Genomic DNA, 26,022 nt, shown 5'->3' on the forward strand with positions numbered 1-26,022 from the left:
AGAGAATAGGAGCCAACTTTGTGAAACTAACTCAATTATTAGAGCCGTGGATTAAAAAGGACATTATTGATGGTACTGTTAGTGACATAAAAAATGATAGTCGCCTGGTGAAACAAGGGGATTTATTCGTCGCTTATCCTGGGGCAGTTTCCGATGGTCGATTATATATAGAAAAAGCAGTAGCATCAGGCGCTGTAGGTGTGGTTTATGAGCCCGATATGTTACCCCTTGGAATTACGTTACCAACAACAATTCCCTGTATAGCTATTCCCCAATTGGCTGAAAAATTAGGAGAAATAGCAAAAAGGTTTTTTAATAACCCCTCCAAATTTCTTGATTTAACGGGGGTAACTGGTACTAATGGTAAGACGACTATTGCTTATCAGTTGACACAAGCACATGATTTACTCGGGCAGCGCTCAGCTTACATTGGGACTATAGGGCAGGGCAAGGTGGATGCCTTAAAACCTTTGGAAAATACTACGCCAGATGCCCTTTGCTTGCAGAGGTTAATGCATCAGTATAAAGAGGAGGGCATTAAACAGGTTTGCATGGAAGTATCTTCCCATGCGTTGAGCCAGCATAGAGTGGATTCTCTGGAATTTAGACAGGCTATCTTTACCAATTTAACGCTCGATCATCTGGATTATCACCAAACTATGCAAGCTTATGGGGCTGCAAAATCTAGGTTGTTTGAACGAGCAGAGCTTCAATGGGCTATTATTAATCAGGATGATGATTTTCAAGATCTCATGAGTAATGTACTAAAGACCCATGTAAAAAAAGTGACTTATGGCATGCATCAAAGCTGCGATGTGCAAGCACTCCAATGGAATATGGATATCACAGGAACAGAAATTGAAGTCAAGTCTCCCTGGGGCCACCATCTTCTAAAGATTAAAGCACTGGGAAAGTTTAATATTTATAATAGCTTGGCTGTTTTTAGCAGCTTGCTCGCCAGTGGGTATAAGCCAGAAAAAGTGGTGCAAGTTATGGCTGAATTAAAAGCTGCTCCTGGTCGGATGGAAATTGTAGCTCAATCTCCTTATGTTCTTGTTGATTATGCTCATACCCCCGATGCGTTGGAAAAAGCTCTTATCACTTTAAAACAAATAAACAAAGGGAAGTTGTGGGTTGTATTTGGTTGTGGTGGAGACAGGGATAAAACCAAGCGGCCTATTATGGGAAAAGCAGCCAGCATGTACGCCGATAATATTGTAATTACCAGTGATAATCCAAGAAGTGAAGATCCGGAAATTATTTTAAATGAAATTGCTTGTGGCATTCCTGCTTCCGCGCCCGTCTCTAAACTGGTGAATAGGGAAGAAGCAATTGCTTATGCTTTAAGAAAGGCCGAACATAACGATATCATATTAATTGCAGGAAAAGGACATGAATCGTATCAGCAGATTGGGAATACAAAACATGTTTTTTCTGATCAGGAGGTAGTAAGACGTTTGATGAATAATTAAAATTCCAGGAGAGGGATTAATTATTAGAAACAGGCGCTTACGCCTTGACCTAATAAAGGATATTTTTTTATTAAATCAAAATCAAAATAAGTTGTGAAATCATGACGCTGATGATGATTTTTGCGAAGAGTCAAGAATGCTGCGGAAAGATTCTCAGCTTGTTTTAACTGTAATGTTTCATGAATTGGGTTATAAATTGATAAAGCCAACTCTCTCCAGTCGCTGTTTTCATTTAATCTATAAGGTTTTTCAGGGGTTGCAAATTGGGGGTATGGAAGACCAAGCATTTGATGCAATTTCCGGCTTATAATTGCGACTGCAGCAAATTTAGCCTCCAGGCTGTGTCCTGCAATATGTGGTGTGCAAATAGTCGCTTTGGAGACAATCCGGTTATCTATATAAGGTTCGTTATTATAGACATCAGTGCAATAAAGCAGGGTAGAGCCAATATGTAAAAGGGCTTCTTCATTAACAATTCCTCCCCGGGAAGCATTGATGATAATACAGCCAGGTTTTAATTTCTTGAGAAAATCCTGATTAATTAAATTAAGGCTGGGGTAGGGAGAATCGCTATGTAATTCAGCATGGACACATAAGAGGTCACATTCATAAAGATCTTCAAGAGAGCAACTTTGAAAAGAAGTATCTCTGGTAACTTTGGGTGGATCATAAAGGCATAATTGAAATTCGGCAGCATTTAATCGTTCATAAACTTTAGTACCTACTTGCCCTAAACCTATAATTCCTGCTGTTTTACCTTGAATAAGTTGCTGTTTATCTAAATAGGCAAGGCACGCTACAACATAGTCAGCAACTGATATGGCATTGCATCCTTTGGCATCAATAATAGATATGTTTTGCGATTCTAGAAAAGGAAAATCAATATGATCGGTTCCACTGGTTGCGGTTGCAACAACTCTTATTTGGTGGTTTTTTAGTAAAGCACTATTGATTTTTAGTGTTGAACGACAAAGAAGAATATCCTTATGATGAAGTAACTCTGTAACTTCATCCGCATTATGATACAAGGTCAGGTTAAATGGTGGTGGAAAAGCACTATCCAATCCTGGCAATAAAGCATCTGCTAGAATGTTCATAAATTAAAAATCGCGCTTAAAACATATAATGAACCGTAGATGAGGGGAGTGAGTATATATCCCAATACATTAGTAAAAATTAATACAATCAATATTAAAAAACCGAATGGTTCTAATTTAGCATAGGCGATAGCTTGTCTTGCTGGCAATAGATTTATTACGACTTTGCTGCCATCAAGGGGTGGAATAGGGATTAAGTTTAAAAAGGCAAGAATCAAATTAATCATCATTCCTGCTCTAGCTGTAACAAGCAAGAATAAAGCAGCCATTGAACTTTGAGGATTTAAGAAAGTTGCTATTTTAAAACATCCAGCCCATAGGAATGCCATTATCAGATTAGTCAACGGCCCTGCAAGCGTTACCAATATCATATCTCGGCGTGGTTTTCGCAGTTGGCTCTGGTTAACCGGAACCGGTTTTGCGTAGCCAATTACGAAATTGAAGTTTGTTATCACGCCAATTAAAAGAGGCAATAGAACAGTGCCTATTGGATCAATGTGTTTGATAGGGTTTAATGTTAATCGACCGAACATTTTAGCTGTATTGTCGCCGCAGCGGTAGGCAACGTAACCATGTGCTAACTCATGAAAAGTAATAGCTAACAATACTGGTAAAGCCCAAATACATATTTGTTGGATTAACGTGAATTCTGGCATTAATATTCTGATGTGTTTAATGAAGTCTCTGATTTTAACGAATTCTACTCATTAATAACAAGGGTTGATGAAAAATTGTGTGAGTGCCAAGGTCTGTGTACATTTCGCTAGCTTGTGTCGAAAGCCTTGATTTTCTAGCGCCGTCTCAGAGTATACATAGAGGTATGTGAGTAACCGAGCACAAAAAATCAAGACTTCTCAGCCAAGATAGTAGAAATGTCAACAGACCTTAATTTTTATTAATAACACGGGGGTCTTGGCTAAATCGAAAGCATCTTATATGATTCCATTTGATATGAGGATTTATAAGGCTTGGTTTTGATGACGCAATTTGAGAAAACTTTTGATGTGATGAAAAAATTCTGGGTAATAATAATCTATATTACCCTTGTCGTTCTCTCTTATTATTTTGTAGATAGGGCATTAGCTATTTATTTTCATAAACTCGATCTTCGAGTAAATTTTCATGCGTTAACATATTTGACGGCTTTGGGAAAATGGAAGATTTATGTGGTATTGTTTTTAATCATAGCATTATATTTTCGATACATTAAGCAAAATAAAAAGTATGAAATCAGATCCTGGTATTTATTTGGCTGTGTTTTGCTACCTAATTTATTGACTTTTGTATTAAAAATCAGCCTTAGCCGCGCTCGACCAGATCTCTTGTTTGATAATAGCCTTTATGGGTTTTATTGGTTTCAGCTCAATGACAATTATTGGTCATTTCCATCAGGCCATTCTATTACTATAACTGCTTTGGCTGCAGGATTGGGATTTCTCTTCCCAAGATATTTTTTCCTGCTTATGGGAGTAGCATTGCTTGTCGCTGCTACCAGGGTTATTTTATATCATCATTATTTAAGTGATGTTATGGCTGGATTTTATATCAGTATGTTGCTTGTTGGTTTATTTACGCGGTATTTGCAAAGGAATCACTATCTCAATAAAGTAAATTAGACTCTATAACTCGTAGTCAAATTTATTAAGGGAGTAATTATGACTATAGAAAGGGAATTAAAAAATTTCGTAAGATTGTATGCGGAATGGGATACAACTAATAATTGTTATAAATCCCAATTAGATAAGGATACCTTATTGAGATTGGAAAGAGATTTTGCAAGATTTATTAACCAGCAATTATTGATAGATGGTCCAGAAAAAGAAAAAATCGTTAAAAATTATAAAAGACTAACTCTCTGCTTTCACCCTGATCATGCTTCAGGGTTTTCACCAGAAGTGGCTTGGCTTGAGAAGAATTTATCTCAGAGCATGAACAATGGAGCATGTTTCAAGATACTTGGTTTGTGTTATGAAAAGTTAATTTCACCTGAAAAATTCAAAGATAGTGGTTTAGGAGATATCAAAAGCAAGGATGATTTTAAACAATGGCTGGAGAGTTTAAGATCCAAGGCGACCACCTATTCTGGTCAGAGCTTTTGTAACAGTTTGATAGATTTATTAGATCAATCCAGTGGTTTTTTTGATGATACTGGTAAAATAAAACCCAAAGGACTCAGGGTTTTACTTCGATTTATTCCAGTAGTATTTGCCAGTTATGGTACTTTTCTTTTTGCCGAAGAGTTGTTTGCTATTTATGCGCTCTATTTTATTTTATTGAAAGGAGGGCAGTATCTGGAGAGTACTGAATCCAGTCAGTTAAAAAAAATAGGCAGTACGTTGCAAGAAATCAGTATTATTACTGCAACTGCATCGACTACCCTGTTAGTTCGCTTGCTTGAAATGACTTTTTGGGCATCGCGCCAATTTCTTGATGTGAGTATACAAATCGGTTCTGCAATTTTAAAACCCATGTTACCCGCTCCTGAGACTAAGGAAAAGTCAGAGTTTGATACAGCAGCCAATTTATGTAGAGATTTAATCTTGGCTAGCCATAATACCAGCGAGGGAATGCAATTCAAAACACCGGAATTAAAAGTCATTTCTGCGCCACTTGAATCTTACCTTGGTTTAAACGCGCAGCAATTTTTTGGTGACTTGAGAATAGGTCGAGAGAAACGTTTAAAAGTAGAGGCATTTTTATTCAAGATGAGAGTATTGGATTCTCTTCCTAGTCCTTTGGAGGAGAAATTGGTAGAAGCTCAAAAAGAGCTGGATAAGATAAAGAAGGATACTAAGGTTTTTACGAGCAATACAGCAAAAGCAGTTAAAGAAGCAGAACAGGTTATCTCCATGTTACAAGATCCTGATTCTATGCAATTGGTGGTTTATAAGGGAACTTAACAGCAGTTTATAAGCAAGTATCTCATGTTTATATTTTATATGAGTTGAGTTTTGTCCTAATCAGCACCAAATTATTAGACAGATAAAAATAGAGAAGGGCTTGATTTCGTATGACTTAATTAGAATGAATTAGCTTTATGCTCTAATTAAAAACAACCTCTTGAATTTGTACCCCTATCTCTGGCAAGATGCAGGCTGATTTGATATTCCAGTGAGGAACCATGAAAATACTCGTGGCTGTAAAACGTGTAATAGACCCTTATGTCAAGATTCGAGTGAAATCGGATAATTCAGGAGTTGAAACTCAAAACATCAAGATGGCAATGAATCCATTTGATGAAATAGCCATTGAAGAGGCATTGCGTTTGCGAGAAAAAAATTGGGCAACGGAAGTGATTGCTGTAAGCATTGGCTCTGATAGCTCTCAAGAAACCTTAAGGCACGCTTTAGCTTTGGGTGCGGATAAAGCCATTTTAGTTCGAACAGAAAAATTATTCGAGAGTCTAAATATCGCCAAGATATTAAACAGTATCGCAGTTAATGAGAAACCGGATTTGGTTTTGATGGGTAAACAATCGATAGATGGTGATAATAATCAAACTCCTCAAATGTTGGCTGCATTATTAAATTGGCCACAGGCTACCCATGCATCAAAACTCATTCCTAATCATGATCATCTTGAAGTGGTGAGAGAAATTGATGGTGGTTTGGAGACACTCAAGGTGCAGCTGCCAGCAGTAATCAGTACCGATCTGCGTTTAAATGAGCCCAGATATGCCAGTTTGCCAAATATTATGAAGGCTAAACGCAAGCCTCTTGACATTATTGATCTGGATTCGCTTGGCTTATCTCTTAAACAACACGTTGAAATATTAAAGGTTAATGCCCCGGCAACAAGAAGTGGTGGTGTCATACTTGATTCTGTGGCTGCATTGTTGGATAAATTACAACATGAAGCCAAAGTGCTTTAATTAAGGAGAAGAGATGGGCACTTTAGTTTTAGTTGAACATAATAATCAGCAGTTACATCCAGCAACCCGTAATACACTGTCCGCTGCTATAGAACTCGGTGATAAAATTACACTACTGGTGGTTGGTTATCAATGCCATTCAGTAGCAGAAGAGGCGGCCAGGCTGGAAGGAGTGCAAGCTGTTTTGCATGTAGATAATCCTTGTTACGAATATCAATTGGCTGAGCCAGTCAGCGATTTGGTAGTGTCTTTTGCACATTCATTCAGTGCTATTTTAGCTCCTTCCAGTACTTTTGGGAAAAATATATTGCCCAGAGTTGCCGCGCAACTTGATGTGACTCAGATATCTGATGTTAGCAAGATAATTAATTCAGATACATTTGAGCATCCTGTTTATGCTGGGAATGCTATAGAGACTGTACGTGTTTTAGATCCATTAAAAGTAATGACTATTAGAACTACAGCTTTTGACCCCATCACATCAAACCAGGAAGCATGTTGCATAGAAAGCATTGATAAGGAATTTGAAGCCAAAGGGAGTCAATTTATTCGTCATGAATTAAGTAAATCAGAGAGACCGGATTTAGGTAGTGCAAAAATAGTTGTTTCTGGTGGTAGAGGGCTGCAAAGTGCAGAAAAATTCAAACTAATTGAAGAGTTAGCTGATGCTTTGGGTGCAGCAGTAGGAGCATCCAGAGCAGCAGTCGACGCCGGTTTTGTTCCTAATGATTATCAGGTTGGTCAAACTGGGAAGGTAGTGGCTCCTATGCTTTATATTGCCGTGGGTATTTCTGGAGCAGTTCAACATTTAGCAGGTATGAAGGACTCAAAGGTTATCGTTGCAATTAATAAAGACGCAGATGCACCTATTTTTCAAATTGCGAATTATGGGTTAGTAGGTGATCTGTTTGAACTAGTTCCACAATTAATAGAACAATTAAAGAATCGATAAGAGGTAACAATATGTTAGTAGGGGTACCAAAAGAAATCAAATCGCATGAAAACAGAGTAGGACTTGTTCCCTCGAGCGTTAGAGAAATCATTAGAGCAGGAAGTGATGTGTTGGTAGAGAAGGGAGCTGGGCTCGGCATAGGCATATCGGATGATGATTACAGAAATGCCGGGGCTGAAGTAGTTGACACCGCTGATGACGTATTTGCCAATGCGGAATTAATAGTCAAAGTAAAAGAGCCTCAGCCTGTTGAATGTAAACGGTTGCGTGAAGGACAAACTTTATTTACTTACTTACATTTGGCTCCTGATCCTCATCAAGCTCGTTTATTAAAAGAATCAGGGGTTACAGCGATAGCTTATGAAACTGTAACACAGGATGATGGAGGATTACCTTTACTTACTCCCATGTCTCAAGTGGCTGGACGTATGGCAATCCAGGCCGGAGCACATTGCTTGGAGATGGCTCAAGGCGGTAGCGGTATATTGTTAGGCGGTGTACCAGGTGTTGCTGCGGCCAATGTAGTGGTCATTGGTGGTGGTGTGGTAGGAACAAATGCTGTTCGCATGGCAATGGGTATGGAAGCTCGTGTTATTGTGCTAGATCGTTCCCTGCAACGTTTAAATGAATTGGATTTTCAGTTTGGTTCTAAACTTAATACAGTCTATTCCACTGCAGATTCCATAGAAAAATATGTATCCAGCGCTGATTTAGTGATTGGTGCTGTATTGGTACCAGGTGCAGCAGCCCCTAAATTAGTGACTCGCTCTATGCTGAGCTCAATGCGTCCTGGGTCTGTTTTAGTGGATGTTGCTATTGATCAAGGAGGTTGTTTTGAGACGAGTCGTGCAACAACCCATCAGGAGCCTACTTATGTAGTCGATAATGTAGTGCATTATTGTGTAGCAAATATGCCTGGTGCTGTACCCAGAACATCAACATTTGCTTTAAATAATGCCACATTACCTTTCATTTTAAGTATTGTCACCAAAGGGGTTAAGCTGGCTTTATTAAGCGACCCGCATTTGCTTAATGGTCTCAATGTTCACCAAGGTAAAATCACTTATGAGGCTGTTGCTCGTGATTTAGGCTATGAATATACTCCAGCTGCAGCTGCTTTATCAGGACGATAAGTTTAAAACCCGTATTACAAGCTGAATACGGGTTTTGGGCTTCATCAGAATATTTCAAATTAAAATAAACTTTCTTCCACTGGCGCTAGTTCTTCTTCCTGTTGATCATTGTGTGCATTATAGACAGGACCTTGATCCTCTTCTGATGGAACCTCATTTTGTCGAAAATACTCAATAATACCATTTTCCTGGTTAGATTTGGCGAGCAAGCCACTAACAGGGTCTATTCGAACAGCAATAACATTTTCAGGTTGCTTTAACTCAACCTCAGGTTTGTCTTTTAATGCTACTTTCATAAAATCGATCCATAGCGGAAGAGCGAGATTTGCAGCATATTCATGTAATGATTTGGGATTATCAAAACCAATCCAGGTTGTTACTACCAAATTAGGATTAAAGCCGGCAAACCAGGCATCTACTTGATCATTAGTCGTTCCTGTTTTACCAGCGATGTCCTGACGATTTAATACTCGCGCAGCACGTCCAGTGCCATGCTGTATTACATCTCTTAATGCCGTATTCATTAAGAAGGCAATATCTTCAGAAATAACGCGTGGTGCCAAGGTAGAGGCATCAACTTTGTCTTTATCGCAAGGGTCACATACAATACTTGGTTTGGCTTGTAACAGAATTTTGCCATCAGCATCTGTTATATGGTCAATGAGGTAGGGCTCTACTTTATAACCACCATTAGCAAAGACTGCATAAGCAGTGGTTAAATCCATGGGGCTAATGGACAAACTGCCCAAAGCAAGTGATAAAGCTCTAGGTAATGACTTTTTATTAAAGCCAAAACGAGTCAAGAAATCTATCGTATAATCGATACCTATATCATCAAGAATTCTTATGGATACCAAATTTTTAGATTGAACTAGTGCCTGTTTCAGACGTGTAGGGCCATTGAATTTTAGATTCACATTGTGTGGTCGCCATAAATTCGGTTGGCTGGGATCATCCACAACGATGGGAGCATCATTAATTAAAGTAGCAAGATTATAACCATTGTTCAGAGCGGCAGCGTAAACAAATGGTTTGAAGCTGGAGCCTGGTTGTCTGCTGGATTGAGTAGCTCGGTTGAATTTACTTTTTGAGAAGTTGAATCCTCCAACCAAAACTTCAATGGCGCCATTTTTAGGATTCATAGCAACCATGGCAGATTCTGCTTCAGGAATTTGCGCAAGTTGCCAGGATTTTTCTGTGGAGTGTACATAAATTATATCGCCTGCTGCTACCACTTGTTGTGCTTTGGTTGGCGATTTCCCAACCCAACCTCCTCTTTTTAGTGCCGGCCTGGCCCAGGACATACCCTCCCAGGGAATAATAATTATTTGTCCGTTTTGCAATGCCGCAGTTGCTTCTTTTTCTCTTACCTCAGTGACAACTGCAGGAGTCAGGCTATTCAGCTCTGGATATTGCCGTAAATATTTTTGCCTAATCTTGGGAGATTGGCTATCTTTTTCACCTATATTAGCAATTGGACCTCTGTAACCATGCCGATGATCGTAAGCAATCAGATTTTTTTCTACTACTTCATTGGCGGTATTTTGTAATTTGCCATCAATAGTTGTATATACCTTATATCCCTTGGTGTATGCTTCGGGGCCAAAATTATCGTATAAAGACTGGCGAATCATTTCAGCAACATAAGGTGCTTTCACCTCAATCTTAGTTCCATGGTATTTTGCAGTTATTGGTTGATTGACTGCATTTTGATATTGTTCTTCATTGATATAATGTTCTTCCAGTAACCGCTCTAATACATGATCACGACGTTTTTTTGCAGCAAGTGGGTTAGCAATAGGATTCTGAGTTGAGGGGGCTTGAGGAAGTCCTGCTATCATAGCCAGTTCAGCCAGATTAAGGTCCTTAAGGGATTTTCCAAAATAAACCATGGCTGCCGCTCCAACGCCGTAAGCCCGATTACCCAGATAAACTCTGTTTAAATAGAGTTCCAAAATCTTTTCTTTACTTAATTCCCTGTCAATCTTGATGGCAAGCATAATTTCATTGAATTTCCGTAAAAATGTTTTTTTACGGCTTAAGAAAAAATTACGAGCCACTTGCATGGTGATCGTACTACCGCCTTGAGATTTGGTTCCGGTTTTGAGCATGCTTACTGCAGCCCGGCCCAATCCCATAACGTCTACACCAGGGTGTTCAAAAAATCGTTGATCTTCTGTTGCAATTAATGCATGAATGAGCGTAGGGGGAATTTCATCATAAGTTACGGGAATACGTTTTTTTTCACCGTACTCCTGAATTAATAAGCCTTCTTTGCTGAATATCTGTAATGGTACTTGTAACTGTACAGTTTTTAATGAATCAACATTAGGCAATTGACTTTCGAGATAAAGGTATAGAAGGCTGCCAGCCACCATTAGGAGAAAAAACAGGCTCATCAGCGCCCAAAGACCTTTACGCCAGAAGTATGCCATTTTTTTCATAGAATTTCATTTTCGTTAAATGTGAATAGTGCAATATTATACAGCGAATCTATATAATATTGCGAGGTTTGCAAGGGAAAAAACTGGATTTAAATACTATTTTGCGCCTCACGCAGATGGGGATAATCATTGAGAAAGCGCCAATAGACTTTAATCCCCATGGCCATTACCCATAGAAAAGGATTGATTAGACTGGGTAACTGTTGTATCAGAGGACTTAACCCCTGGTAAATCAGTCACATCGATCATCGTTTGTTGTTTGGATTGAGCGCCCAGTTTTGCATTGTAAAACAGAGAGCCATAGCCTAGAGGTAAGACCGGATTGAAAACGGGGCGAGGAGTGGTGCTGCTGCGAGTTAGCTCGCTTACTCTCTCTTTCAGTTTCTCTATTTCTTTATCCTTCTCCAGAATTGTAGCTTGTTGTTCTATGATTGTTTTGTTATCTGTTTCGATTTGTTGTGTTTTTGTTAAGAGTTCATTTTCTTGCTTTTTGCTACCTTCAATCAGGATTTTCGTTTTCTCCAAAAGTTCAGGTACCAATAGAGCATTTTGATGTTCTTCACATAAAGAGTCTGCAAGCGTTTTAATTTCTTCATCAGAAGAGCATTCTGCTGTATTTTTAGAATTAATATGAATGTTCAAAGCTTCTAAAACTTCTTCTTTGATCAAATTGCCTGAATTACAAAACTCTCCACCCACGTATCCATCATTTTTCACGCCTGAAAGAGAAATGCTGGCTTCAGAATTTTCAGAAGCAGAAGTATATCTTACTTCATAAGTTTTACTTTTAGGTGTGATCATTAATTGTTTGAGATCAATTAAAAGTTGAGTGATCTGTTTTTTATATTCTTCCAGTTTAGATGGCTCAAATGAATTTTTTCTATCCAGCATGGATTTTAGAAAAAGAACCTCATTTAAAATAAAATGCAAGAATGGTTTTCTGTCAGGATAACCTTTGGTGCAATTTTGTATTAACTCTTCAAGGCGCCCTTTACATTCAACGTCTTTATCCTGAATAATTTCTTTAGCCAAAGCAAGTGCTTTTCTTCTTAGGAGAATGGGATTGCTTTCAACTATTAATTTGTTTAATACTTTAGGCTGGCTGTCATGATACCGAATGATTACGGAAGTCAGTGTATAGAGTAACTCTTCTAACCTAGTCATATGTAAAGCTCCTTTTTATAAAGCTAAAAATCTAAATGTGGAAATCCCCTACAACTTGGTATTTCACTATATTGAATGTTTTGCATAAGTGCAAGTGCCTATTAACTGATACATTATTTGAAAAAATCATACAAGTAGAGGGGTTGTTTTACAGTTTTATTGAAAGAATATAAAACCTGATTTGATTGTGAAATGATGATTGATATCATGAAATTTGATAGGGAATTGATTGAAGACAGAAATAGAAATGCGTGTATCAATTTTAGATTGATTATAGAGCTTTTACCCCAAGTAACGAGTAAAGTGATTCCAATTTATATTGGCTTACGCTAACATTAATTATTCAATAGTTAGGATAAGTTCTAAATAATTAGGAGTGCTTTTGGGCTGCAGGGAAATATACAGGGAGATTATATAAGTGCTCAAATTGCTTAAACCTAAGCATCGTTCAATTCTTGGCATTGACATTAGTTCTTCAGCAGTGAAAATTTTGGAAATTTCAGGTTCCGGAGAGCAAGTTTGTGTTGAAGGATATGGTCGTGAAGAAATACCTGCCTCTGCTCTTGAAGGGAATATGATCAAGGACGTCGATGTAGTAGCGAATTGTATCAAAAAATTGGTAGAAAGGTTGAAGTTTACATCTAAAAATGTGGCATTGGCTGTACCTGATTCGGCTGTTATTAGCAAAGTAGTGCAAATTAATGAAGGATTGACTGACCAGGAAATGGAAGAGCTTGTCGTTATTGAAGCGGATAAGTATATTCCTTACCCAATAGACGAAATAAATCTTGATTTTGAAGTGTTAGGTCATTCTGCCAAGAATTCAGCGCTACTTGATGTTTTAATCGTGGCCTCAAGGGCAGAAAATGTTAATAGTCGTGTTGAAGCAGCTCATAGAGCTGGCTTGGAGCCTAAAATCGTTGACGTTGAATCTTATGCAGTAGAACGTTCAGTGCAACAAATTGCTCAAGAATTGCCAGCAGGTGGACAAGACAAAATTATAGCGATAGTAGATATTGGAGCCAATTACACTCATTTATTTGTTTTGCATGGCATGCGATTAATCTTTTCAAGAGAAGAAAAATTTGGTGGCATGCAGCTTGTTGAAGCTATTGCAGAACATTATCATATGAATTTAGAGCAGGCTATTGCCCTAAAGAATCAGGGTAAATTACCAGAGGACTATGAATCTGCTGTATTAGAGCCTTTTAAGGACATGATTCTTTTGCAGATCAAACGCACTTTGCAGTTTTTTTATTCTACCAGTCAACATGGATTTGTAGACCATATTTTATTAGCTGGAGGAATGGCAAGGCAACCAGGGTTGGCAGCGCTTATTCAAGAACAGTTAGGAGTGACTACTACAGTAGCAAATCCGCTATCCTATATGTCTTTTGGTAAAAAAGTGAATTTGGATGCCATTAATAATGACGCGCCTACACTGATGGTGGCTTGTGGGTTAGCTCTAAGGCATGTCGAGTAAAAAATGACTGAGATTAATTTATTACCATGGCGTGAGCAAAAACGGGAACAGGAAAAGAAATTATTCACGACCATGTTATTGATAGGGATTATCGTTGCTGCGGCAATTGTTTTTTTAATGAATTCTTATGTTTCCCATTTAATAAGTAATCAAACGCAACGGAACCAGATTTTACAGAAAGAAATTACAGCCTTAGATGAGCAAATCAAGGAGATCAAGGCATTAAAGCAAATCAGAGAAGGTCTGATTTCGAGAATGTCTATCGTGCAGAATCTGCAATCAACAAGAACTTTAATGGTTCATTTATTTGATGAGTTAATTAAAATTACTCCTCCAGGAATTTACATAACCAAGATGCAAAGAGAACATGATGTCGTAACACTCTGGGGGTATTCTGAATCGAATACAAGTATTTCTATTTTGATGAGAAATATAGAGGCCAATGTCTGGATACAGAGTCCCGTACTTACTGAAATTAAAAAAATTGTTGAAAAAAAACAGTCTCCAAACAATGAATTTAAATTAAGTTTTGTGCTTAAACCCAAATATTAGGCTGATAAAAATCATGGATACAGTCAATTTAAGTGAATTAACTCTGGAGAATGTCGGCCAGTGGCCAATGCCGGTTAAAATCGGAGTCATTTTAGGCATCAGTATATTGATAATTGGATTGGGATATTGGCTTATTGTTAAGCCAAATTTTGAGCAATTGGATACACTGGAAGCCCAGGAAATTGCTTTGAAAACAGAGTTTGAAAAAAAGCAACATCAGGCAGCAAATCTACAAGCCTATCGTAATCAGTTACAGTTAATGAATGAACGCTTTGGAACCATGCTAAAACAACTCCCGGCAAAAAATGAAATGCCTGGGCTTTTGGAAGAAATATCTAAAACAGGGATCGCATCGGGTTTGAAATTTGAATTGTTTGCACCACAACCTGAAGTAGTGCATGATTTTTATGTGGAGTTACCTATAAAAATTACGATTGTCGGATCCTATATGCAATTAGCAAGATTTTTAAGTCGTGTTGCTGAAATGAACAGAATCGTGACTTTGCATGAATTTAGTGTTGAGGGGGTATCCTCCGGGGATGGTAAAACGGTCTCTCAGGATGAATTGGTGATGGGTATCACTGCTAAAATATACAGATATCGGGCACAATGACAATTAAATACAACCAAATTCCTATATTAGACGTTTGTGGAAATTCTTTGCGCACTTCATTCAGCGCAGCGAATTTCCGAAAAAGTCTATTGATGGGGTTGTTAGTTCTATTACTTAGCTCCTGTTCTGGTGATAACAGTGATCTTGTTAAGTACATCAATGAAGTGAAATCAAGGCCAGGCAGACCTATCGAGCCTATTCCCAAATTTGCCCCTTTGCCAATTTTTAGATTTCCAGAAAACGACAACAGGCGAAATCCATTCAAGCCTATTGATCAAAAAAAGAGGAATGATATTTATGCTCCCGATAAAAAGAGGCCGAAGCAGCCTTTGGAATCTTTTCCTCTGGATGCTTTAAAATTCGTAGGTACTTTAAAAAAAGACAACGAAATTTGGGCTCTGATTAAGCAACCTGATGGACAGATTAGCCGTGTGAGGGTTGGAGATTATATGGGACAAAATTATGGTCGTATTGTTTTGATTAAAAATGATCTCATTAAACTGGAAGAAACGGTACAAAAATCAGGGACGTGGGAAAAACAGTCCACCACAATTAATTTGGATACTGGCAAGCAGGAGTGAGGCGTGAGAAAAATTATCGCGATTTTGATATTAATTAGTGCCAGTTTGAGTGTGGCATATTCTAAAGATAACTCTCTCATTTCAGTAAAAGTATTACCATTGCCTGAAAACAGAGTACGTATTGATTTTCAATTTTCCAAACCCTTAAAGCAACTGCCTGCAAGCTTTATTACTCAAAAGCCCCCACGTCTGGTATTGGATTTTATTAGCACCGATATGCAAATTCCCGCCGATCAGAAAACTAAAACCATTCAATTAGGCTCATTACATAGTTATAACATTGTTGCAGTCAGGGATAGGATAAGGGCCATATTGGAATTGGATCGTTCAGTGTCCTATTCTGGCAGTACGGCAGGTTCTGTTTATAGCCTTGTCCTGAATGGTAAAAGCAATGATTTGTTTGAGAATAGCAAAGAGGTATTCATAACTAATCAGATTGTGAATGCAAAGCATGAAATTAAAAGAATTGATTTTCGTGGTATAGAAAAGCAAGGTGGTAGAATCTTAATTGATGTTTCTGATACTGGTATTCCGATTGATGTGACTCAAGTTGGAAAAGAAATAGTCGTTAATTTCCTGAATACCAGGATCCCTTTGAATTTAATGAAACGGTATGATGTTTCTGATTTTCACAGCCCTGTTCAGATTATCACGATGCAACAGGAAGGCAAAAAAGTTCGTATGACCATCCTCAGTAAAGGGGATTACGGCCATTTTGTTTATCAGGTCAATAAACAATTTATGGTTGATGTGTTTCCTTTAACTGCGGAAGAAATTCGCCAGGCCAAATTGAAGAAACAGGTATTCACTGGCAAACGCATTTCTTTGAATTTCCAAAATATTAGTATTCGAGCTGTGCTTCAGCTGCTCGCAGATTTTACCGGAATCAACATGGTTGTCAGCGACAAAGTGCAAGGAGATATTACGCTTAGATTAAATGATATCCCCTGGGACCAGGCTCTGGATATTATTTTAACAACACAAGGGTTAGATAAGCGTAGAAAGGGCAATGTCATGTTGATAGATACCAAGGCTTCCATGGATAAAATGGAGGAAGAGCAACTCAAAAGTCAACAGACAATTGAAAAGCTCGAGCCTATCCGTTCTGATTTAATTCAGATTAATTATGCAAAGGCAGCAGATATTGCTGTTTTGATCAAGGATAAGCAAAATTCCTTATTATCAGATAGAGGAAAGATAAGTGTCGATGCTAGAACAAATACAATCTGGATTCAGGATACTGGCACCAAAATTGAGGAAGTAAGAGAACTCATAAAGCAATTGGATATCCCTGTTAAGCAAGTACTTATTGAGGCGAGGATTGTTGAAGTAACTAAAGATTTTAGTCAAGATATTGGGATACGCTGGGGTGTATCAAGGCCAACTCACTTAAGTGGTACACTTGAGGGTGCCAACGAGTTAGCCAGAGGCACAGCACCAGCCAATGTTGTCCCTTTGGAAAGACGGTTAAACCTTGATTTGGCAGCTGCCCCTTTAACTGGAGCTACACCCGCCTCGGTAGGTATTGCGCTAGCCAAGCTTAATGATAATATTCTACTTGATCTGGAATTGTCTGCCTTGGAAAGTGAGGGGCGTGCTGAATTAATATCCAGCCCGCGCCTGATTACTACGAATCAACAAGCAGCAGTCATCGAGTCTGGTGAAGAGATTCCCTACCAGGAAGCGACATCAAGTGGAGCGACTGCTGTAGCATTTAAAAAAGCGGTTTTGAGTTTGAAAGTTACCCCGCAAATTACCCCGGATGGTAAAATTTTGATGGATTTACAGATAAATCAGGATACTCCTTCTCCACAAACATTCCTTGGGGTTCCAGCAATAATAACAAAAGAGATTCAGACGAATGTTCTGGTTAATAATGGACAAACCATAGTGCTTGGGGGTATTTACAAGCAAGATAAGAATAAGGTAATCAATAGAATTCCTTTCTTTGGTGAGTTACCTGTTGTTGGTATTTTATTTAGTAATAGACAAATCACATTGAAAAATGAAGAATTACTTATTTTTATTACACCAAGAATAATAACGAATGCTTTATCGATTACAACGATAGAAGGACGTGAAAAAGATGTTTATAAATAATTAAGATTGGGTTAACGTTATCTCATTAAAAAGATAAAAAACATTAATTCAATAGAAGTGCCTCAAACTGGTGAACATGTTATAATTAAAATATAACACGTTATGATGTAATGGCATTTTGAAAAATATTTGCTCATCAGCAATGGGTTAAGTAAAGTTGAAGTATCAACTTCATTGATGGCAGCAAGGTGCAATAAATAATTTTATATGGGTAATTAATGGTTATCCGTTGTAGAATATCAGAAGTATTTTAGATGGTAATTGGATGTATTCCTAATTTGTGTTATTTACTTTAAATTCTTCAAATTTAAGGTCTTGTGTTATTCTATCGAGGCTGGTGGAACAGTAAATATCATGAAATCAACTAAGACGTGTATCTAATTTGTTGTTATAATAGCATGGCTAATTATGACAATTCAGTAGAAGAGGTAAGTAAAAAAAAATGAGCATAGTTAAAGTACGAAATATTTTTCTCATTGGTCCGATGGGTGCTGGTAAAAGTACTATAGGACGTGCTTTGGCAAAGGAGCTCAAACTAGAATTCTATGATTCAGATGAAGTAATTGAGGAGCGTGCGGGCGCAGATATATCATGGATTTTTGATATAGAAGGTGAGGAGGGATTTAGACGTCGAGAGCAAAAGGTAATCGACGAATTGACTCAAAAGACTAATATAGTATTAGCAACGGGTGGCGGGGTCGTCATTACTCCTGAAAACAGGAATGCCCTGGCAGGTCGTGGCACAGTGATTTATCTCAAAACATCTTTGCAACAGCAATTTGAAAGAACAAAACGTGATACCAAACGTCCTTTATTACAAACAGAAGATCTTGAGGGGCGCCTGGAGTTGCTCAGAGATGAGCGAGAGCCTTTTTATGACGAATTGGCAGATGTCAGTTTTGAAACAGATAAATTGACTGTAAAAGCTGTTGCAAACAATATAATAAAATACTTATATGGCGAAGTTTGAACTTTATGCCGAAGTTGATGTTTCGATTTCAGGTCATCAATATCCAATAATTATTTGCCGCAATGGATTAATTCATCCTGATTTAATTAATCGTTTTATCACTTCAAAACAGGCGCTTATTGTTACTAATCGAACAGTGGCTCCCTTGTTTCTAGGTTATTTGCAATCTGTTTTATCATCAATACAATGTGACGTTGTTATACTGGAAGACGGTGAAGAGTATAAAAATCAGCGCAGTTTATTCACCATTTATGACTCTTTAATTCAAAACAAACATCATAGAGACACCACAATCATTGCTTTGGGTGGTGGAGTAATTGGTGATATGGCTGGTTTTGCCGCTTCTACTTACCAAAGAGGGGTTCGATTTATTCAGCTGCCTACTACGTTACTAGCTCAGGTTGATGCTTCAGTTGGTGGTAAAACAGCGATTAATCATCCTGCAGGTAAAAATATGATTGGTAGTTTTTACCAACCTCAAGCCGTCATAATTGATTTAAATACCTTAAAAACATTACCTGAGCGTGAGTTTCGTGCGGGTATTGCAGAGATGATAAAATACGCCTTGCTTGTTGGTGGTTCTTTCTTTGACCGAATTCAAGGCGCTCTTCAGCAAGGGCTAACAGTAGACAGTCCCGAGTTGCCACTACTGATAGCAGAATGTTGTCAAATTAAAGCTAAAATTGTAGAGCAAGATGAAAGGGAATCCGGGCTGCGTGCTTTGCTTAATCTGGGACATACTTTTGCTCATGCGCTGGAAACGTATACCGATTATAAAAAGTGGTTACATGGGGAAGCTGTTGCCATAGGTTTATATTGTGCGGCCGTATTATCAGAAAAAAAGGGCTTACTAGATAAATCAATTGTAGGCCTGGTTGAAAAAATGCTTGTACATGCTGGGTTGCCTCATAAGATTCCAAATTCCATAGATTTAATGCAATTAAGAGAATTGATGAGTTTAGATAAGAAAATTAAAAATAATTGTTTGCGTTTTATAATGATAAAAAAACCAGGTGCTTGTTATATTGATGATTCCGTTACTGACGATTGTTTGCACAACGCACTGATTAATGTGGTAGAAGGAGAATAAAAATGATAGATGGAAAGGAGCCTCTTGAGGAAGGAGTTGCCAATCAACCCAGAACCCTGTTTAAACCAGGAGCGTGGCTTGCAAAAGTTGATTTCATTAATCATTTAATCCTATTTAATAATGTACTAATAACCATTTTGTCAGAGAAAGAAGGTGGGAAAACTTGTTTTAATTCTTTGTTGAAAAGTAGTTTGAATCAACAAATTAAATCAGTATCTTTTAAGGCAAAGCCACCATTTAACAGTCAAGAGATTATCAATGAGCTTGCCAGACAGTTGCATCTTAATAATAAGGATAACAATATTGGTACTCTTGCAGCACAAATTAATGAAAGAAAAGCACATGTTTTGCTGATTATTGATGATGCGCATCACTTACCTGAAAGTTTTATCAAGGAAGTGATGATAATTATAAAAAACCAGGAAGATTTTGGATTTTTTCATCTTTGTTTAATTTCTGATTATTCTATCGTTGCGACATTGAATAATCTCGCTGTTGAGCCATTTAATAATTTAATCCATACAATAGAGCTGGGGGCATTAAGCGAGGCTGAAACCAGAACTTATGTATTACAACGAGCAATGGCGTCTCGTTTAATTAACAGGCCACTCACCGATGCTCAATTTAAACAGTTCTATCACTTGACCAAAGGGAATTTATCAAAAATCAATACCAACCTAGAATTGTTTTTATCCAAGTGCTCCAATAAAAAACATAACAATAAAACAACTATTTTAAAAGGAATAAGTATAGCTACAAGCCTCGCTATTGTTGCAGGATTATCTTATTTTTATTTTGATAACTTGTATAAAGTTCATAATAATACTCCCAAATTACCGGATTTAGCTTCTGTAACAACACTTCCGCCCATAAAAGACCTTATTAAAAAAACTCCCGCACAACACTCTACTCCTACACAAGACTCTGTAAGCTATATTGCTTCGTGGGAAGATTCTTCGACGAGGCAATTAGTGCATTATGGCTTACCCAAAAAACAAATTTTAGATGATTTTATGGATGAAGAGGATAGTCTTAATACAGTTGCTGTTGTGGATAAAGTCGTTGTCATTCCAAAACTTAAAGCTAAAAATATTTCGGAGCAAGTCGCACAAGTGGCGGTTAGTCAGTCAAAATTACCGCCTATTTCCCAGTCATTACAAACAAAGTCAGTCAGTGATAAACCAAGTGTCAAAAAAATTAATGGTAAGCTGTTTACTATACAATTGGCTGCCAGTCATAAAGTAGAAGATATCAACAGGTTTAAGAACCAAAACAAATGGTTATCTCAGGCAAAAGTTAGACATTTTACCAATGCGAAAGGCAGTTGGTACATATTAACTGTCGGTGAATATGAGAGTAGAAATCAAGCTTTGTTGAATATAAAAAAACTACCAGGAGAATTAGCCAAGCTCAATCCTTGGATACGCTCTGTAGAGGGGCTTTCCAACATTGGTTAGAATAAGAGAATCGGTTTGTGTATAGTTGTGGGCTATTTACTGATCCTGGGAAAATAGGCTTAAATCTGCTAATCTTAACTTAGCTATCAGAATTTTAAGGAGAAAATGATGTATAAAAGGGTTTTGTTTGCTACTGACTTTGATGAGGTTGGGGTGCGAGCAGCTGAGAAAGCTAAAAAAATTGCTGACGAGAATGGTGCTGATCTGATCTTGGTTCATGTTGTTGAGCCTATTCCCGCTTATGCTTACCCAGGTTTTGCAGGATTTGCTGAAGTAGAAATGTCTATTCGTGAGCAAGCTGAAAAAGAGCTGAATGAATTGGCAGAAAAACTGGGTGTCGATGAAAAGCATCGTTTTATAGAGTTTGGTTCAACTAAAAACGAAATCTTAAGGGTAGCGAAAGAACATAAAATTGATTTAATTGTGACAGGAAGTCATGGAAAACATGGCCTTTCTTTATTATTAGGTTCAACCGCTAATGCAATCCTGCATGGTGCTGAATGCGACGTCTTAATTGTAAGACCCAAAATAAGCCACTAAGAACACCGCTAATTCAAGAAGCCTGTATTACCTTTGGGTAGTACGGGCAATGCTTTATAGATTTCTCAATATCTCAGAAAACCAGTATACTATGTGTTTTTTATTCTTCTGATTAAAACGATTAATGAAATTGTTACGTGGTTCTAATCATTTTGCTTTATTTGATAAGGGTGCAGTTGCCACTATTGGTAATTTTGATGGCGTGCATTTAGGCCATCAGCATTTGATTAAGGTGCTAAGAGCAAAGGCTGATGAGATGAACTTGCCTTTAGTTATTTTATTGTTTGAGCCTCAGCCCAAAGAGTATTTCCAAAGAGAAAATGCACCAGCCCGACTTTCTACCCTGAGAGAAAAGATAGATGTCTTGAACTTATGTCAGGTGGATTACATCTATTGTGTTAAGTTTGATGCAAGACTGGCTCAAACTACTGCCTTCAATTTTGCGCAATTTTATTTATTTGAAGCATTGAAAATACGCTACCTTCTGGTTGGCCAGGATTTTCGTTTTGGTAAAAACAGAGAAGGTGATGTTAATTTACTCAAAACTCTAGGTGCCCATTATTCATGTGAAGTGACAGTGCAATCGGATTTTCTTATAGAAAATGAAAAGATTAGTTCGACGAGAATTAGAGAAGCGTTGCAAGAGGGGAATTTGCATTTCGCAGCCAAGTTGTTGGGAAGACCATACAGCATGTGTGGACGGGTCATAAAAGGTGATGGTCGTGGCCGTCAATGGGGGATACCGACAGCAAACCTTGGCATGCATCGTTTATCGATTCCTTTGCAAGGCGTTTATGTGGTGCAAGTCCATATCAATTCGAAGGCCTATTTTGGCGTTGCAAATATTGGGAAGAGGCCAACAGTAGCTGGATCCAAAAATATTTTGGAAGTCCATTTATTTGATTTTCATGGATCTCTTTATGGTCAGTTATTGCAAGTAATTTTCTTGCACAAACTTCGAGATGAAGTTAAATTCTCAAGTGTGGAGTCGTTAATCACTCAGATTAATAGTGATATCCTGTTGGCAAAGACCTATTTAAAACAGAATTGGCTTCATAGTGAGATTGACTCATCGAATGATGTTGTGAATGGAATCAGTGATACAGTGTAATTTACCTATAATCGGGGTATTTTTTTGTAAGCTCCCTTTGGCTGTGTAGATGAAACAGAATAAGGGCATTTAAAATTATCAAAAACTTAATGATTTGGCAGAGTAGGCACCTATGGCAGAATACAAAGATACTTTAAACCTTCCAAATACTGCATTTCCGATGAAAGCAAGTTTGTCAGTGCGAGAACCTGAAATGTTGGCAGATTGGCAAGCAAAAGGAATTTATCAGAAAATTCGTAAAGCTCGTGTTGGAAGTAAACGCTTTATTTTGCATGATGGTCCGCCCTATGCCAACGGGCATCTTCATTGTGGACATGCGCTCAATAAAATTCTTAAAGATATTATTATTAAATCAAAAACGTTTAGTGGTTTTGATGCTCCTTTTGTCCCCGGTTGGGATTGTCATGGCTTGCCTATAGAGTTGAATGTAGAAAAAAAGGTAGGTAAAGCCGGAATCAAAATTACACCCAGGGAGTTTCGTGCCAAATGTCGAGAATATGCTGCAAGTCAAATTGATATACAAAGAGAAGAGTTTCAACGTTTGGGAGTCTTGGGAGACTGGTATAATCCTTATGTGACTATGGATTATCATTATGAGGCCAATATAGTACGAGCCTTGGGCTTAATGATTAAAAATGGTCATTTACAACAGGGTTTTAAACCTGTTCATTGGTGTATCGATTGCGGATCTGCGTTGGCTGAAGCTGAAGTGGACTATGAGGATAAAACCTCTCCATCCATTGATGTGGCATTCGTAGCAGTAAATCCATCAGAGTTCCTTAAGTGCTTTGGAGCTCAGTCAGCGCTGAAACCATTAATTCTGCCTATTTGGACCACGACTCCATGGACATTACCAGCTAACGAAGCAGTTTGTTTGCATCCTGAAATTGATTATTCACTGATTGATGCTGGTAACACCTATTATATCGTGGCCACTGATTTAGTTGAATCGGTTATGGCGCGTTATGGAATCAGCCATTACAAAACATCGGGTTCCACCAAGGGGCGAGTTTTTGAGCATTTTAAACTTCAACACCCATTTTATAAGCGTCAGGTTCCCGTAGTTCTTGCCGAGCATGTGACAACAGAGTCAGGTACAGGTTGTGTGCATACAGCACCAGCTCATGGCCCCGATGATTATTTGGTAGGTCAGTCATATCATTTGCCGTTAATAAATCCTGTCATGGCCAATGGATGTTTTGCTGAGGATGTAGAGTTATTTGCGGGTCTTTCCGTATTGAAGGCCAATGAGAATATTCTAACAGTTTTATCGGAGCGGAGTGTTTTGTTAGCTAATGAATCTATCAGACACAGTTATCCGCATTGTTGGCGACATAAATCGCCAATGATATTTCTGGCAACTCCCCAGTGGTTTATCTCAATGGATAAATCCAATTTGAGGCAAGCAATAATCAATGAGATCGATAAGGTTAACTGGGTACCTGACTGGGGTAAGGCTCGCATTAGCAATATGGTTGAAAATAGGCCTGACTGGTGCATATCAAGACAGCGATCTTGGGGAACACCTATGCCATTGTTTGTACATAAAACCACCAGAGAATTGCATCCTGACACTCTGGAGTTAATAGAGAAAGTGGCTGTAATGATTGAAAAATCAGGTATAGATGCCTGGTTTGATCTGGATGGTTCTGAATTGCTTGGCGATGATGCCAAATACTACGATAAAGTCACAGACACCATGGACGTGTGGCTAGATTCCGGAATATCACATTTTAGTGTTTTAAAGCATAATAAAGATTTGGATTTTCCGGCAGATGTCTATTTTGAAGGATCCGACCAGCACAGAGGTTGGTTTAATTCCTCATTAACAACTGCAGTCGCAATGTATGGAGTTGCTCCCTACAAAACCGTATTGACTCATGGATATACCGTTGATGCCGAGGGGAAAAAACTATCAAAGTCTAAAGGAAATTATGTCGCTTTGGATAAATTAGTAAACCAGCATGGTGCCGATATTTTAAGATTATGGGTAGCATCAACTGATTATCGTCATGAGGTCAGTATTTCTGAGGAAATCATTAAACGCAATGCGGATGCTTATCGAAGAATTCGTAATACAGCGCGATTTTTATTAGCTAATTTATTTGACTTTAATCCAGCCAGCGATTGTATTGACGCCAAAGAATTGTTAGAACTGGACAGGTGGGCTCTAAAGCGTTGCCAACTTTTACAAGAAGAAATAATTGCTGCCTATGAAAATTATCACTTCCATTTGATTTACCAGAAAATCCACAATTTCTGTGCAGTGGATATGGGTAGTTTTTATTTGGATTTGATAAAGGACAGGCAATACACCACAGCAAAAGACAGTATAGCAAGACGCTCTTGCCAGACAGCGATGTATCATATGGTCAAAGCTTTCACTATTTGGTTAGCGCCTATCTTATCTTTTACTGCTGAAGAAATATGGCAAACAATACCTGGAAACAATAATGAATCTGTTTTTATTGAGCATTGGTATGATGCTTGGCCGACTATTGACGCAGTGAATATGGATGATTGGGAACAACTGCATATCATTCGTGATGAAGTGAACAAGGCTCTGGAAGAAACCAGACAAAGAGGTGAAATTGGTTCTGCTTTGGCAGCCGAGGTAACTGTTTATGCCGATGCCAAGGTATTACCTAAGTTAACGCGTTTAGGCGAGGAATTGCGGTTTTTATTGATTACCTCAGGAGCAAAAGCGTGCCCAATCAATCAATCTCCCAAAGGATTATCTGTTACCGATTGTGGGGTATCAATACAGGTTATAGCCAGTGTTCATGAAAAGTGTGCGCGATGTTGGCATAGAAGGGCAGATGTTGGTCAAAATCAAGAGCATCCTGAACTATGTCTGCGCTGTGTAGGCAATATCAGCGGATATCATGAAGAGAGGCGTTACATATGAAAAAATGGCCTTGGCTTACACTTAGTATTTTAGTAATTATCTGCGATCAGGTAAGCAAATATTGGGTTGGAGTCTGGTTAACTCCATATAAACCTATGCCTGTTATGCCTATGTTGAATTTTACTTTAGCCTTTAACACAGGAGCTGCTTTTAGTTTTTTAAGCGGTGCTGGTGATTGGCATAGGTGGTTTTTTGCAGGGTTTAGTTTTGTAATGAGTATTATTTTGCTGATCTGGTTAATACGTACTCCAGAACAGGCAAGATTTCAATCTCTTGGGATAAGTCTTATTCTGGGGGGGGCTTTAGGCAACTTGATTGACAGAGGGCTTTATGGTTATGTGATTGATTTTATTGATGTTTATTATAAACACCACCATTTCGCTACTTTCAATCTGGCCGATAGTTCTATTTGTATAGGAGCTGCAATTTTAGTTCTGGATTTGTTGATTCGTAGGGAATAGAATGCCAGAGACTGGTTAGTAAA

General features: G+C 38.1%; 22 protein-coding genes. 18 read left to right on the forward strand and 4 right to left on the reverse strand.

From position 1 onward, the window contains the following. Positions 1-20: 20 nt before the first annotated feature. Positions 21-1,472, forward strand: coding sequence for a UDP-N-acetylmuramoyl-L-alanyl-D-glutamate--2,6-diaminopimelate ligase (locus EL201_RS04820; protein WP_027221254.1), 1,452 nt, complete (start codon positions 21-23; stop codon positions 1,470-1,472). Between the two features lie 23 nt (positions 1,473-1,495). On the opposite strand, the gene EL201_RS04825 is transcribed toward EL201_RS04820, so the two are convergent. Next, complete coding sequence (locus EL201_RS04825; protein ID WP_027221255.1) at positions 1,496-2,569, reverse strand: 4-phosphoerythronate dehydrogenase; 1,074 nt, start codon at positions 2,567-2,569, stop codon at positions 1,496-1,498. Then, complete coding sequence (locus tag EL201_RS04830) at positions 2,566-3,225, reverse strand: site-2 protease family protein (protein ID WP_027221256.1); 660 nt, start codon at positions 3,223-3,225, stop codon at positions 2,566-2,568. Before EL201_RS04830 ends, EL201_RS04825 begins: the two co-directional genes overlap by 4 nt. A 321-nt stretch (positions 3,226-3,546) precedes the next feature. Between EL201_RS04830 and EL201_RS04835 the strand changes: the two genes are divergently transcribed. From EL201_RS04835 to ald, 5 genes are all read left to right on the forward strand, one after another. Further along, entirely contained in the window at positions 3,547-4,185 is a 639-nt protein-coding gene (locus EL201_RS04835) for a phosphatase PAP2 family protein (protein WP_027221257.1), read from the forward strand. Positions 4,186-4,224: 39 nt separating this feature from the next. Further along, positions 4,225-5,469: a hypothetical protein gene (locus EL201_RS04840; RefSeq protein ID WP_027221258.1), complete on the forward strand. Its 1,245-nt coding sequence runs from the start codon at positions 4,225-4,227 to the stop codon at positions 5,467-5,469. A gap of 221 nt (positions 5,470-5,690) precedes the next feature. After that, positions 5,691-6,440: an electron transfer flavoprotein subunit beta/FixA family protein gene (locus EL201_RS04845; RefSeq protein WP_027221259.1), complete on the forward strand. Its 750-nt coding sequence runs from the start codon at positions 5,691-5,693 to the stop codon at positions 6,438-6,440. 13 nt (positions 6,441-6,453) lie between these two features. Further along, positions 6,454-7,392, forward strand: a complete 939-nt coding sequence (locus EL201_RS04850) for an electron transfer flavoprotein subunit alpha/FixB family protein (protein ID WP_027221260.1) — start codon at positions 6,454-6,456, stop codon at positions 7,390-7,392. 11 nt (positions 7,393-7,403) lie between these two features. Beyond that, positions 7,404-8,525: an alanine dehydrogenase gene (gene ald / locus EL201_RS04855; protein WP_027221261.1), complete on the forward strand. Its 1,122-nt coding sequence runs from the start codon at positions 7,404-7,406 to the stop codon at positions 8,523-8,525. 59 nt (positions 8,526-8,584) lie between these two features. Here ald and EL201_RS04860 read toward each other — a convergent pair whose 3' ends face one another. Both EL201_RS04860 and EL201_RS04865 read right to left on the reverse strand, forming a co-directional pair. Next, positions 8,585-10,969, reverse strand: a complete 2,385-nt coding sequence (locus tag EL201_RS04860) for a penicillin-binding protein 1A (protein WP_027221262.1) — start codon at positions 10,967-10,969, stop codon at positions 8,585-8,587. A 150-nt stretch (positions 10,970-11,119) separates the two neighbouring features. Next, positions 11,120-12,133 (reverse strand): hypothetical protein, encoded by a 1,014-nt coding sequence (locus EL201_RS04865; protein ID WP_027221263.1) that lies wholly within the window; start codon positions 12,131-12,133, stop codon positions 11,120-11,122. Positions 12,134-12,551: 418 nt separating this feature from the next. On the opposite strand from EL201_RS04865, the gene EL201_RS04870 reads away from it, so the two are divergent. The 12 genes from EL201_RS04870 (at position 12,552) to lspA (ending at position 25,999) form a co-directional block, all read left to right on the forward strand. Then, positions 12,552-13,616, forward strand: a complete 1,065-nt coding sequence (locus EL201_RS04870) for a pilus assembly protein PilM (protein ID WP_027221264.1) — start codon at positions 12,552-12,554, stop codon at positions 13,614-13,616. Positions 13,617-13,619: 3 nt separating this feature from the next. Then, positions 13,620-14,168 (forward strand): PilN domain-containing protein, encoded by a 549-nt coding sequence (locus EL201_RS04875; protein ID WP_027221265.1) that lies wholly within the window; start codon positions 13,620-13,622, stop codon positions 14,166-14,168. 13 nt (positions 14,169-14,181) lie between these two features. Next, complete coding sequence (locus EL201_RS04880) at positions 14,182-14,781, forward strand: type IV pilus inner membrane component PilO (protein WP_027221266.1); 600 nt, start codon at positions 14,182-14,184, stop codon at positions 14,779-14,781. Continuing rightward, positions 14,778-15,362 carry a pilus assembly protein PilP gene (locus EL201_RS04885; protein ID WP_027221267.1) on the forward strand — a complete coding sequence of 195 codons (585 nt, stop codon included), beginning with the start codon at positions 14,778-14,780 and terminating at the stop codon, positions 15,360-15,362. Before EL201_RS04880 ends, EL201_RS04885 begins: the two co-directional genes overlap by 4 nt. 3 nt (positions 15,363-15,365) lie before the next feature. Further along, positions 15,366-17,462 carry a type IV pilus secretin PilQ gene (pilQ, locus tag EL201_RS04890; RefSeq protein ID WP_027221268.1) on the forward strand — a complete coding sequence of 699 codons (2,097 nt, stop codon included), beginning with the start codon at positions 15,366-15,368 and terminating at the stop codon, positions 17,460-17,462. 442 nt (positions 17,463-17,904) lie between these two features. Continuing rightward, the gene (gene aroK, locus EL201_RS04895) at positions 17,905-18,432 is read left to right on the forward strand and encodes a shikimate kinase AroK (protein ID WP_032828804.1); all 528 of its coding nucleotides are present in this window, start codon (positions 17,905-17,907) and stop codon (positions 18,430-18,432) included. Continuing rightward, complete coding sequence (gene aroB / locus EL201_RS04900) at positions 18,419-19,522, forward strand: 3-dehydroquinate synthase (protein ID WP_027221270.1); 1,104 nt, start codon at positions 18,419-18,421, stop codon at positions 19,520-19,522. The genes aroK and aroB overlap by 14 nt, the downstream gene beginning before the upstream one ends. Before the next feature lie 2 nt (positions 19,523-19,524). After that, entirely contained in the window at positions 19,525-20,979 is a 1,455-nt protein-coding gene (locus EL201_RS04905) for an SPOR domain-containing protein (RefSeq protein ID WP_027221271.1), read from the forward strand. 108 nt (positions 20,980-21,087) lie between these two features. Next, the gene (locus EL201_RS04910) at positions 21,088-21,519 is read left to right on the forward strand and encodes a universal stress protein (protein ID WP_027221272.1); all 432 of its coding nucleotides are present in this window, start codon (positions 21,088-21,090) and stop codon (positions 21,517-21,519) included. A 124-nt stretch (positions 21,520-21,643) separates the two neighbouring features. Continuing rightward, positions 21,644-22,630 (forward strand): bifunctional riboflavin kinase/FAD synthetase, encoded by a 987-nt coding sequence (gene ribF, locus EL201_RS04915; protein ID WP_027221273.1) that lies wholly within the window; start codon positions 21,644-21,646, stop codon positions 22,628-22,630. A 112-nt stretch (positions 22,631-22,742) separates the two neighbouring features. After that, positions 22,743-25,538: an isoleucine--tRNA ligase gene (gene ileS, locus EL201_RS04920; RefSeq protein WP_027221274.1), complete on the forward strand. Its 2,796-nt coding sequence runs from the start codon at positions 22,743-22,745 to the stop codon at positions 25,536-25,538. Continuing rightward, entirely contained in the window at positions 25,535-25,999 is a 465-nt protein-coding gene (lspA, locus tag EL201_RS04925) for a signal peptidase II (protein ID WP_027221275.1), read from the forward strand. The genes ileS and lspA overlap by 4 nt, the downstream gene beginning before the upstream one ends. The last annotated feature ends 23 nt before the right edge of the window (positions 26,000-26,022 follow it).

The organism is Legionella pneumophila subsp. pascullei, from assembly GCF_900637585.1.
GTDB classification, from domain to species: domain Bacteria; phylum Pseudomonadota; class Gammaproteobacteria; order Legionellales; family Legionellaceae; genus Legionella; species Legionella pascullei.